Annotated in this window: 10 protein-coding genes; 5 read left to right on the top strand and 5 right to left on the bottom strand. The window is 35.9% G+C overall.

Annotated features, from left to right (window positions below; translation table 11 throughout):
- Positions 1-26 precede the first annotated feature (26 nt).
- The 5 genes from Q0A18_RS12440 to Q0A18_RS12420 all read right to left on the bottom strand — a co-directional run bounded on the left by Q0A18_RS12440 (position 27) and on the right by Q0A18_RS12420 (position 5869).
- On the bottom strand, positions 27-2537 hold the full coding sequence (locus Q0A18_RS12440) for a M1 family aminopeptidase (protein ID WP_292010472.1): 2511 nt from the start codon (positions 2535-2537) through the stop codon (positions 27-29).
- Between the two features lie 23 nt (positions 2538-2560).
- Positions 2561-2791, bottom strand: a complete 231-nt coding sequence (locus Q0A18_RS12435; RefSeq protein ID WP_292010471.1) for a hypothetical protein — start codon at positions 2789-2791, stop codon at positions 2561-2563.
- 3 nt (positions 2792-2794) lie between these two features.
- A complete protein-coding gene (locus Q0A18_RS12430; RefSeq protein WP_292010470.1) occupies positions 2795-4114 on the bottom strand; it encodes a serine hydrolase domain-containing protein in 1320 nt (439 codons plus the stop codon).
- A gap of 88 nt (positions 4115-4202) precedes the next feature.
- On the bottom strand, positions 4203-4997 hold the full coding sequence (locus tag Q0A18_RS12425; protein WP_292010469.1) for a thymidylate synthase: 795 nt from the start codon (positions 4995-4997) through the stop codon (positions 4203-4205).
- A gap of 122 nt (positions 4998-5119) precedes the next feature.
- Positions 5120-5869, bottom strand: a complete 750-nt coding sequence (locus Q0A18_RS12420; RefSeq protein WP_292010468.1) for a glucose 1-dehydrogenase — start codon at positions 5867-5869, stop codon at positions 5120-5122.
- 218 nt (positions 5870-6087) lie between these two features.
- On the opposite strand from Q0A18_RS12420, the gene Q0A18_RS12415 reads away from it, so the two are divergent.
- The 5 genes from Q0A18_RS12415 (at position 6088) to Q0A18_RS12395 (ending at position 11970) form a co-directional block, all read left to right on the top strand.
- Complete coding sequence (locus Q0A18_RS12415) at positions 6088-7392, top strand: TolC family protein (RefSeq protein ID WP_292010467.1); 1305 nt, start codon at positions 6088-6090, stop codon at positions 7390-7392.
- Between the two features lie 10 nt (positions 7393-7402).
- Positions 7403-8671, top strand: coding sequence for an efflux RND transporter periplasmic adaptor subunit (locus Q0A18_RS12410; protein WP_292010466.1), 1269 nt, complete (start codon positions 7403-7405; stop codon positions 8669-8671).
- A gap of 38 nt (positions 8672-8709) precedes the next feature.
- Positions 8710-9447, top strand: coding sequence for an ABC transporter ATP-binding protein (locus Q0A18_RS12405; protein WP_292010465.1), 738 nt, complete (start codon positions 8710-8712; stop codon positions 9445-9447).
- Positions 9448-9557: 110 nt separating this feature from the next.
- On the top strand, positions 9558-10775 hold the full coding sequence (locus tag Q0A18_RS12400; RefSeq protein WP_292010464.1) for an ABC transporter permease: 1218 nt from the start codon (positions 9558-9560) through the stop codon (positions 10773-10775).
- A gap of 139 nt (positions 10776-10914) precedes the next feature.
- Positions 10915-11970 (top strand): histidine kinase, encoded by a 1056-nt coding sequence (locus Q0A18_RS12395; protein ID WP_292010463.1) that lies wholly within the window; start codon positions 10915-10917, stop codon positions 11968-11970.
- Position 11971: the final 1 nt, after the last annotated feature.

Here is an 11971-nt window from a genome sequence, read left to right as displayed (position 1 = left end):
CTGTTTTTTTATAACTGAATTTTTTTTTATTTATAACTCTCAATAGCTTTATTTAGTGCATCGATCTGTGGATTGATACTTGCTGCTTTTTGAGGATTTTGTTTCAGTAAATCCATTTTCTTACTCAATCCGTCTTTCAGCATCTGGTGAATCATCATCTTAGCTTGAGGATTTTCTTCTATCTGACTTTTAGCCTCTCCTAGTATTTTGGTAATGCTTTCCGTCGCTTTTAAATTATCAGAAGTCATGATCCAGTTGAATCCTTCTTCAGCAGATTTACCTAATTCAGGGTCCTGGAATTTCACAAAGGGATAAAATGCTGCAATCGGTGCAATATTAGCCATTTGGGAAGTCACTTTATTTTTAACGACTATAGGCAACATCTGAGTCAGTAAATCTTCAGAAGCATTTTCCAGATCTATTTTATCTGCCAAAGCACTTATTCTGGAAGGATCAATCATAGAAATAGCTCCCAGTGAATTTCCTCTTACAGAATTGGAAACTGCATTCAATCCTTTTTCAAAGATAGGAAGGTATTTTTTATCTTTGGTTTTAGCCAGTGCTGCAATAGCAGAAGCCTGCACCAAAGTTTTAGGATCATTGTTAGCTAATTTTTCTACATCAGCAGCTAAGGCTTTTGCCTGGTCTCCATTAGATAAATCCATCAATTCCAGTGCTTTCATTCTCACTCTGAAGAATGGATCTTTTAATGCAGCAGACAACAATTTTGTTGCAGAAGCATTTTTTCCTACCTGGTCCTTGATTCCATTCAAAGCATTATATCTGCTTTTGAATTCTTTTGAATTCGTAAACTGTGTCAGATATTGTTCGGGAGTTTTGGTGTCTGTAATTTCAGCCAGTAAAACCCCATCTGCATTGATATTGACAAGGTCCGGGTTTTTGGATGTATCAAAGTTAAATGTATTCTTAGCAGTTGCATTTACCCATACATTATATCTTTTCGGTTTTCCGTTATCATATACATCAATAGCCAGTGGAAATTGAAAAGGAAGCTCCTGACTTTGGTTAACCGTTACTGCAACCTGTTTTTTAACGGGCTCAAAGGTATAGGTATAATTAATTTTCGGATTTCCGCTTCCATAATACCATTGATTAAAGAACCAGTTCAGATCTTTCCCTGATACTTTTTCAAATGAAAGTCTCAATTGGTGTGCCTCAGCATTTTGATACTCATTAGTTTTAAGATAATCATTCATTCCTGCAAAGAACGCATCATCTCCCAGGTAATTCCTTAACATATGAAGAATTCCTCCTCCTTTCTGGTAAGTTACAAGGTCGAAAACATCTTCACGGGATTTATAATCAAATCTTACAAGGTCTTTATTAAAATCTCCTGGATTGTGAATATACATATTAACATCTGACATTAAATGATAGTCAGCCTGATCTTTTCCGTATTTATGTTCATTCCAAAGATATTCGGAATAATTGGCAAAAGATTCATTCACGGTAAGATTGCTCCAGCTTTCCGCCGTTACCAGGTCTCCAAACCAATGGTGGAAAAGTTCGTGAGCTATAACATCTTCCCATTTATTTTCATCGATCAATTGTCCGGGCTTTTGAAGAACAGCGCTTCCATGTAGAGTTGCCGTAGTATTTTCCATAGCTCCGCTTACATAATCTCTTCCTGAAATCTGTGCATATTTTACCCATGGATAATCATACCCCAGTTTTTTGGAAAAGAAATCGATCATTTCAGGAGTGTTTCCATAGATCTGCTTGGCATATGGCTCATATTCCTTTTCGATATAATAATCAACCGGAACATTTTTCCATTTATCTTTTACGATAGCATATTCTCCCACTCCCATAAAGAAAAGATATGGAGAATGTCTCTTATCCATTACCCAGTGATCTGTTCTCAATCCGCCGGATTCTTTTTTAGATTCTTTTAAAACTCCATTGGAAAGCGTCACATATTTATCAGGAACCGTCATATAGATTTCCTGGGTAGTTTTCTGATTAGGTTTGTCAATAGTCGGGAACCATGCTGAAGAAGATTCTGTTTCTCCCTGAGTCCAGATCTGAGTCGGCTTATCAGGATCTTTCCCCTGTGCATTAATGAAGTATAAACCTCTGGCATCATTAATTGCTGCACTTCCTTCCTGTTTTACCTCATTCGGACGGGAAGTATATTTAATATAAACCGTATAATCCTGGTTTCTCTGATATGTTTTGTCCAAAGTAATTTTTAAAACATCATCCTTATAATCATATTTTAAAGGAGAAGTTTTACCATTATTATCTAAAGCTACTTCATGGATAAGCATTCCTTTAGCATCAAGAGTCAGCTCATTGGTAGGATAGAAATAAGGAGATGCTGTTAACCATTCTTCTCCGTTCATCTGCTCTTTTCCATAATCAAAATTAACTTTAAGCTTGGTATGTTTAAGCTCCGTTACTTTGGTATGGGTTGCCCTGTATATTTTTTCTCTTCCTGAGGTATCCGTTTGTGCCCATACATTTCCGGAAAATATCATTCCGAGTATGGCAATAGATAAAATAGCCTTTTTCATCTTTAAATATTATTTATTTCAATTTATTTTTTAGAATTATTTTTTGTCAATATATCAAAAATATCATTAACCAGGGTTTCATAATCCCCTTTTTTAAGTTGTTCTTTCGTTTTCGCAAAGGCTTTTTTCAGCTCACTTTCAGGGTTTTCTTCATCAACAATCTCTATTGAATCTACTCCCTTCAGTTGAAGAATAGCATTTTTCAATGCTTCTACATCTGCATTTTTTTCGGTAATTACTTTTAAATATTTCATATTCTATTCTTTAGTGAAAGTATTTTTTGTTCCACCCTGAATAATTACAAACTGTTTTTTCACCGGATAAAAATCAATGACTATTCCTGCTGCGTCAAACTTAAAGCTGGTATCAGAAATTGCCTCCAAAGGAAATTCACCCTGACCCGTTGCCTGGGCCATCAGTTTTTTATCCTTGATATAGATATTAATTTTTAAAGGGATATCCTGTGAAGAATATATTCCTGTAAATTTTTGAAGTTCAGCTTCCGGAATTTCAATAGATTTAAAAGAAGGCATTTCGAACCCTCTCCCTGTAGCTGTTTCCAGCATTTTAATCGATATTTCATTCGGATCCATATCCGCTTGGTTAGTGGTAAAGTTTATGGCTGTTTTTAATTCAGGAAAATAAAACAGTACTGATCTGAAATTGTCTATTCCACCTGTATGACCGAACCCCCAATACTTATCAAAAGGAACTTTTACCAATCCATAGCCATAATTATCAGTAAATGATTTCATTTTGTTCAGGCTTTCTTTTTTAATAAGCTTCCCTTGTTCCAGACCGAGAATAAACTGTAAAAGTTCTGTAGGTGTGGAAATAATATTTCCGGCCCCAATAGGAATACTCATATCAGTTTCTGAAGAAACTTCATATTTCCCATTGGTAAACTTATAGGATTGAGCCTGGTTCTTCGATGGATCTATTTTTCCTCCTACTTCTGTTAATGTTAATTTTAATGGTTTTGAAATTTTATCCTTAATTAGCTCTGCATAAGATTTTTTGTAAATTTTCTCAAGGATAAAACCTAATAAAATATAATTGGAATTGCTGTATTCATATTTTGAACCGGGCTCAAAATCACTTTTATATTTTTTAATAATGGAAATTAAATTATCCTCTGTCTGAGGCTGGGTATGATACTGCCAATATTCGGCTTCATTGGTTAAATTGTGAATCCCCGTTCTGTGCTGCAGCAGATTCTCGATTGTAATTTTTTCGGCATTGGGAATTTCAGGATAAAATCCGGAAAGCTTTTTGTCAAGAGATATTTTATTTTCTTCAACAGCTTTCATCATGAGCACCGCGGTAAAAGTTTTGGAAATAGAACCAATACGATACTGTGTATTCATATTGGCCTTCTGCTGTTTTTCCACATCAGAAAAGCCTGTTACTTTAAGAAAAGAAGGTTGATTATTATCCGCAAAAGCAAAACTTCCCATCACTTTATGATGTACAAATAAGGAATCTAAGTAACTACCTAATTTTTCCCTTATCCCGTTTTGAGAAAAAGCTGCTGATGAAACAGTTAATGCAGCTAATAAATAAAACTTCCTAACCATAAACAGATTTTAATCTATAAGTTGATAAAATACTGTAAATGTTACAAAAAAGTGAAGCATTGAGCCTCACTTTTTATTCTTATTTTGTTTAGACAGCAACCGGAGCTTTTATACCAGGATGCGGATCATAATTTTCTAATACAAAGTCTTCAAAATTGAAATCGAAGATATCCTTAATCTCCGGATTTAATTTCATGGTAGGCAAAGGTTTCGGATCTCTTGAAAGCTGTTTATTCACCTGTTCAAAATGATTATTATAAATATGAACATCTCCAAAGCTATGTACATAATCCCCTACTTCAAGATCACAAACCTGCGCTACCATCATCAGCAGCAGAGCGTAACTGGCAATATTAAAAGGAACTCCAAGAAATACGTCAGCACTACGCTGATAGAGCTGTAAAGATAATTTACCACCAGCTACATAAAACTGAAACAGAGCATGACAAGGTGCTAAAGCCATATTAGGAATTTCCGCTACATTCCATGCAGAAACGATCAGCCGTCTGGAATCAGGATTCTTTTTGATCTGATCTATCACTTCCGATATCTGATCTACCACTTTATTGTCCGCTCCTTTCCAACTTCTCCACTGAGCTCCGTAAACGGGGCCCAAATCTCCATTTTCATCCGCCCATTCGTCCCAGATACTTACACCATGATCATTCAGATATTTGATATTCGTATCTCCTTTTAAGAACCAAAGCAGTTCATAAATAATAGATTTTAAATGAACTTTTTTAGTGGTTACCAGAGGGAAACCTTTTGACAGGTCATACCGCAGTTGATATCCGAAAACACTTCTTGTTCCGGTTCCCGTTCTGTCCGTTTTATCTGTTCCGTTATCTAATATATGCTGTAAAAGTTCCAAATAGTTCTGCATTTCAAAAACTCATTTTATGTTCCAAATTTAGAAAAAACAAAATGAAAACCTATTATCATACATCATAAAAAAAGCACTCATTTTCATAAGTGCCTTCTATTGAAATCAAGTTAAAAAACTTGTTATACTGCCGTATATCCTCCATCTATAAGGTAATAGCCACCTGTCATGAATGAAGATTTTTCAGAGCTTAAAAATAATACCAGTTCTGCAACTTCCTGAGCAGTTCCCAATCTGCCGATCGGGTGTTTACCCACTAAAGCGGCTTTTGCATTACTATCCATATTCTCAAGAAGTGGAGTTGAAATATAACCAGGTCCTACGGAGTTACAGCGTATATTTTTTTGTCCGTATTCTGCTCCAATATTTTTGGTTAAGCCTACAACGGCATGTTTGGCTGCAGTATAAGCAGAGGAAAGAGGTGCTGCCACAGTACCATGGATAGAAGCTATATTCACAATAACTCCTCCACCGTTTTTCTCCATCTGGCTCAATTCATACTTACATCCATAAAATACTCCGTCTAAATTGATGCTTAAAACTTTTCTCCAGCTATCCAGCCCATAATCACCTGTTAAAGCTGTTTCTCCACCAATTCCTGCATTGTTACATGCAATATCCAGTCTTCCATATATTTCAACGGTTGCCTTAACTAATGCTTCCACCTCTGCTGCATTGGAAGTATCCGCCTTCACGAATGAAGCCTCACCTCCTGCTGATTTAATTTTTTCTACGGTCTGTTTACCATGTTCTTCATTAATATCTGATACGATAACTTTCGCACCTTCTTTAGCATAAGTTTCTGCAATGGCCAATCCAATTCCTGAACCGGCACCTGTTACCAAGGCAACTTTGTTGTTTAAAATTCCCATAAACTATGATCTTTAAAATTATTATTATGTTAAATTAAGCATCAAAAACAGTGCTAAACTCTATGCATTTCATAAGTTTAATGCTTAATTAACGTACCTTAAAAAATGTTCATCGAAAAAAAACAGATGTTCGTCGAGAGAATTATATCCAATGTCTATTAGAATTGAATTTAACTGGAGGTTATCCCAACTTTGTCCTGTAAATAAGAACAAGGTATATGAAAAAATTAATTTTAATAGCGTTTTTTTGGGGAACTATGACACAGGCTCAAAAAGTATGGACGTTACAGGATTGCCTTGATTATGCCGTAACTAATAACATTACCGTTAAAAAGACAGTTTTAGACAAGAACAGCGCGGAACTGAATTATCAGCAGCAAAAGAACAACAAACTTCCAAGCTTATCTACCTCAGCTTCTTTAGGACTTACCAACGGGTCCAGTATTGACCCTATTACCAGTGACTTTGTGAATGAAACCATATTCTCAAACAGTTATGGAGTATCGAGTAGTGTTGTTTTATATCAAGGGAATAAATTGAATCTTCAGATTGAAAAAAACAAGATGCTTGTAGACCAGTCTTCTTTATACCAGAAACAAGCTGAGAACAGTATTGTGCTAAGTGTTCTGGAATCCTATCTTCAGGCTCTTTATTATTACGAAGGAATCAAAATTGCGGAATTCACTGTAAATTCTTCTACTGAAGAACTAAAGCTTACCCAAATTAAATACAAAAATGGTGCTATTGCAAAATTGGAGCTTGCCGATGTAGAAACACAGCATGCACAAAATCAATACAATGTCGTTAATAGCCAAAATTTATATAATCAGCAGGTTTTAAAATTAAAACAATTATTGGAGCTGGATCCTGCTGTAAATTTTCAGATTGAAAAGATAACATTAAATGATGCCTTGGATATTATCCCTGACAAACAGGAAGTATATGCAGCTGCAGCAGAAAGTTTACCTGATGTGAAACTCTACGATATGCAGAATACGATTCTGAATAAAGACCTTGAGATTGCAAAAGCAGGATACCTTCCTTCTGTATCATTGAATGCCGGACTGAATACCGGATATAGCAGCACCAGAGATTTTGGATTCTGGGAGCAGATGAAAAGTAACTTCAATAAGTCTGTGGGACTATCTGTCACTATTCCTATTTTTTCTAAAAAACAGAATGATACGAATGTAAAACTAGCACAGATCGATATTGAACAGAATAAACTTGATAAGACAAGTGCTGAAAAAACACTTTATTCCAGTATAGAAACTGCATGGCAGAATGCAATCGCCAACCAGGCCCAGCAGGAAGCTTCAAAGGTAGCACGTGACAATGCTAAACTGGCGTATGAATTAGCCAATAAAAAATTTGAGTTTGGAGGTTTAACCACTACTGAGCTGGCTGTAAGCAGAAACACTTATTTAAGCAATGAGCAAACTTATCTCCAATCCAAATATATGGCTGTACTATATAATCAGCTTTTAAACTTTTATCAGGGAAAAACTTTAACCTCCAATTAAATCTATTATTATGAATCCAACATATAAAAAGTATTTTAAAAACTCCATTATTGCACTGATTGCCGTGATTGCCATCTTCTTTGGTTATCAGTTTTTCGGAAAAGAGAAAGAAGCTTCGGTGCAGATACAGACTACAAAAATGTCAACTTCTGATGTTACAACTTCTGTCACTGCAACGGGAACGGTGGAACCTGTAGACCAGATTGATGTAGGTACCCAGGTTTCAGGACTTGTTAACAAGATATATGTAGACTATAATTCCCAGGTAAGCAAAGGGCAATTACTTGCAGAGCTTGATAAAACAAACCTGCAGGAATCTGTAAATAATGCATCGTCACAATACAGTGCCGCCGCTAATGAGCTTAACTACTACCAACAAAACTATACCCGACAAAGCAATATGTATAAAGCCGGAGTAATCAGCAAAGCAGATTATGAACAGGCAGCCTATCAGGTAAAAAATGCACAACAGACATTAAGCCAGAGAAAAACAGCTTTGGCTCAGGCAAAAACCAATCTCGGATATGCCAACATTTATGCTCCTATTGATGGAATTATCCTCAGTAAGGAAGTGGAAGAAGGACAAACGGTAGCAGCAAGTATGACAACACCTACTTTATTCACCATTGCTAAAGACATTACAAAAATGCAGGTAGAAGCCAATGTAGATGAAGCCGATATAGGTGGCGTAGAAGTAGGACAAAGAGTAAGCTTTACAGTAGATGCATATCCTCAGGAAGAATTCAGTGGAAAAGTTAGACAGGTAAGACTTGCTGCAACTACGGAATCGAATGTGGTTACTTATACGGTAATTGTAGATGCTGATAATCCCGAACAGAAATTAAAACCTGGACTTACCGCAACCATAACAATCTACACCCAGGAATTAAAAAATATTAATACAATTCCGGCATCAGCTTTAAGCTTTAACCCTGAAACAGAAACGATACAGCAATATTATAATCAAAATAATATTCAGACAGCAGTTCCTGAAACTAAGGTCGGGAAAAATAAAGAAAAATATATCTGGATTAAAAACAGTAACAATACGATCTCACAGAAACTGATTACAATCGGAAGCAATGATGGAGTAAACGTACAGGTTGTTAAGGGTCTTGCCAATACAGACCTTATCATCACCTCCATGGATGCAGTAGAGCAGCAGGTAGCCAAAAGTGATTCACAAAGTGGAGAAAGTCCGTTTATGCCGAAACGTCCGGGAAGCAATAAAAAAACAAATAGTAAACCGTCAGGCTCTGCTCCGCCTCCGGGAAATTAAAAAATTGACCGAATGTTTAACCTGAAATCTAAAAAGATATGAAGCCCATTATTAAAATAGAAGATCTCAAACGTGATTTCAGCATGGGAGATGAAGTAGTACATGCTCTAAAAGGGATCGACCTTACCATCAACGAAGGAGAGTTTGTGACCATCATGGGAACCAGTGGATCCGGAAAATCAACATTCCTTAATATCTTAGGATGTCTTGATAAGCCTTCTTCCGGAACTTATGAATTAGACGGAGTTTCGGTTAAGGATCTTACTAAAAATCAACTGGCGGAAATAAGGAATACCAAAATAGGATTTATATTTCAGTCTTATAATTTACTGGCTAGGACAAGTGCTTTAGAAAATGTAGAACTCCCTCTTCTATATAATCCTAAAGTATCAGCAGAGGAAAGAAGAGAGCGAGCTGTAAAAGCTTTAAAACAAGTAGGATTGGAAAGCAGAATGGACCATATTCCTAGCCAGCTTTCCGGGGGACAGCAACAAAGGGTGGCCATTGCAAGGTCATTAGTTAATCATCCTATTATTTTATTAGCCGATGAAGCTACGGGAAACTTAGATACCCGGACCTCATATGAAGTGATGAATTTATTTCAGGAGCTGAATGATCAGGGAATCACAATCGGATTTGTAACCCATGAAGATGATATCGCCAGGTTCAGTAAGAGAACAGTGATATTACGTGATGGTAAAATTACAGAAGACAGGATGGTCAACGACCGATTATATGCCCCTGAAGAATTGGCAAAATTGCCCAAAGCAGAATAACATTATATTCTTTTCATGATAGAAAAACCGAGACAAACCTGTCCGTTAGATAATCTTGTAACCAATTAATTGGGTTTGTCAAGGTTTTTCGATATCTAAAAACAAGTAGTATGAATTTCACAAATTTATTAAAGATAGCCTGGAAAGCCATTCTCCTCAATAAAATGAGAGCAGTTCTTACCATGTTAGGAATTATTATCGGAGTAGCATCTGTTATTGCGATGTTAGCTATTGGAGAAGGTTCGAAAGAAAGTATTAAGAAAAACATATCAAGTATGGGGGCCAATCTTATTACTATCCGTCCCGGTGCAGGAATGATGGGTGGTGTAAGATCCGACCCTACCTCTATGCAAACCTTAACTCTGGATGACTATAAAGCATTGAAATCCCAGGCCCACCAGATAAAAGATATCTCACCCTTAGTAAACGGAAGCGGACAAAGTATAGCAGGATCAAATAACTGGCCCACTACCATCTACGGAGCTTCTCCTGAATATCTATCCATCCGTGACTGGGGAGTGGAATTCGGAGCCATGTTTACAGAAGATGATATTGAATCATTCGGAAAAGTTGCCGTAATCGGAAAAACAGTTCAGGAGAACTTATTCCCGAATGAAGACCCTATAGGAAAAATGATCCGTTTTAAAAATATTCCGTTTAAAGTAATCGGTGTTTTAAAAGAAAAAGGAGAAAATACTTTCGGACAGGATCAGGATGATATTATCATAGCACCTTATACAGCTGTACAGAAAAGAATCTTAGCTCAGAATTATTTACAGTCTATTGTTACTTCTTCTCTTAGTGAGGAAAAATCCGAAGAAGCAGTAGAGGAAATCACCACCATTATGCAGAAACAGCATAATATCAAAGATGGTGAGGATGATAATTTCAATGTATCTTCCCAGCAGGAGCTTATTTCCACTTTCAGTTCTACAAGTGAAATGCTTACGGTTTTATTAGTTGCTATTGCCAGTATTTCATTAGTAGTAGGAGGAATAGGAATTATGAACATCATGTATGTTTCCGTGAAAGAAAGAACCAGAGAAATCGGATTGAGAATGGCGATTGGTGCCAAAGATTCGGATATCCTGTTTCAGTTTTTGATAGAGTCTGTATTGATCAGTATTACCGGTGGTATTTTAGGAGTTATTATAGGATTGCTTGCCACATTAGGAATTTCACAATTTGCGGGCTGGCCGGTAACGGTAACCATGTCTTCTATCGTGATATCATTTACAGTATGTACAATTACCGGAGTATTTTTCGGATGGTATCCTGCAAGAAAAGCAGCACAGTCAGACCCTATTAATGCCTTACGATATGAATAAAAAATTCATGGACTGGAAAAAGAGAATAGCGAAAACATTCTGGAACTTCTGGAGAAAAAGAATCCATTCTCTGAAAAGGTTTCAATATTTACAGAAGTTTAAAATATAATTATTTGTATTTTTAAAACTCATAACCGAAATGAATCAAAATCAAAATAATAGATTAGAACTCAGCATCCATATGCTTATATGGATGGTATTGTTCTTTCTTCCCGCTACCTTTACTATCGGTACGGAAAGAAACTGGATGGAAATATTTTCTCATTTCTGGCTACAGCTGATATTTATTGCCATTATTTTTTATGTCAACTATTTTATTTTCGTTAAATGGCTATTCTCCAGGGAAAGAAATAAGAAAATATTATTTTTTGCAGCCAATCTTCTTCTGCTTTTAATAGTTACTTATCTTAAAAATGAATTTATGGATCTGATGAAACCGGAAAGAATGGTCAATGCAGCCAATTCAGGAAAAAAAGATTTTGGTCCTCCCCCTGCAGCTTTCAGATATTACCTCGATTTCCTTATTTATCTCATTCCTGTAGCATTTTCAATCGCTGTAAAATCAGGAAAGAGAATCCGTGATGTTGAAGAAATGAAAAGAGAAGCAGATAATATTAAATTAAAATCAGAGCTCCAGCATCTTAAATTTCAGTTACAGCCTCATTTTTTCTTTAATGCTTTAAACAATATTTATTCCCTCGTTGATATTTCTCCTGATAAGGCTAAAACAAGCATTCACAATCTGAGTAAATTAATGCGGCATTTATTATATAAATCCGAAATGGAGAAAGTAAGTTTAGCCGATGAAATCGATTTTCTGAATAAATATATTGAGCTGATGTCTCTTCGTCTAAATGACAATACAAAGGTGATTACTGATTTTCCTTCTCATATTCCTGATGTGAAAGTAATTCCCCTGCTCTTCATATCAATAGTGGAAAATGCCTTTAAACATGGAGTATCTGCAACTGAGCCTTCTGATATTTTCTTTAAGATCAATATTCAGGAGGGCGAAATACTGTTTATCGCCTCTAATTCTAATTTCCCAAAAGATGATACTGACAGAAGCGGTTCCGGAATCGGAGTGGACAATCTGAAAAAAAGACTCAGTCTTTTATATCCTGAAAGTCATGAATATAACAATTATTTAAATAACAATATTTACATAGCAGAAATTAAGCTAAAAATTGATTAAA

The organism is Chryseobacterium sp., from assembly GCF_022712095.1.
Classification (GTDB): domain Bacteria; phylum Bacteroidota; class Bacteroidia; order Flavobacteriales; family Weeksellaceae; genus Chryseobacterium.
The sequence above is the reverse complement of the archived record's forward strand: the minus strand, read 5'-3'. Positions and strand labels throughout refer to the sequence as shown.

Coding starts and splice junctions, on each gene's coding strand:
- Q0A18_RS12415 (WP_292010467.1), top strand. CDS start 6,088: ATGAAAAAATTAATTTTAATAGCGTTTTTTTGGGGAACTATGACACAG.
- Q0A18_RS12395 (WP_292010463.1), top strand. CDS start 10,915: ATGAATCAAAATCAAAATAATAGATTAGAACTCAGCATCCATATGCTT.
- Q0A18_RS12410 (WP_292010466.1), top strand. CDS start 7,403: ATGAATCCAACATATAAAAAGTATTTTAAAAACTCCATTATTGCACTG.
- Q0A18_RS12425 (WP_292010469.1), bottom strand. CDS start 4,997: ATGCAGAACTATTTGGAACTTTTACAGCATATATTAGATAACGGAACA.
- Q0A18_RS12400 (WP_292010464.1), top strand. CDS start 9,558: ATGAATTTCACAAATTTATTAAAGATAGCCTGGAAAGCCATTCTCCTC.
- Q0A18_RS12430 (WP_292010470.1), bottom strand. CDS start 4,114: ATGGTTAGGAAGTTTTATTTATTAGCTGCATTAACTGTTTCATCAGCA.
- Q0A18_RS12420 (WP_292010468.1), bottom strand. CDS start 5,869: ATGGGAATTTTAAACAACAAAGTTGCCTTGGTAACAGGTGCCGGTTCA.
- Q0A18_RS12435 (WP_292010471.1), bottom strand. CDS start 2,791: ATGAAATATTTAAAAGTAATTACCGAAAAAAATGCAGATGTAGAAGCA.
- Q0A18_RS12405 (WP_292010465.1), top strand. CDS start 8,710: ATGAAGCCCATTATTAAAATAGAAGATCTCAAACGTGATTTCAGCATG.
- Q0A18_RS12440 (WP_292010472.1), bottom strand. CDS start 2,537: ATGAAAAAGGCTATTTTATCTATTGCCATACTCGGAATGATATTTTCC.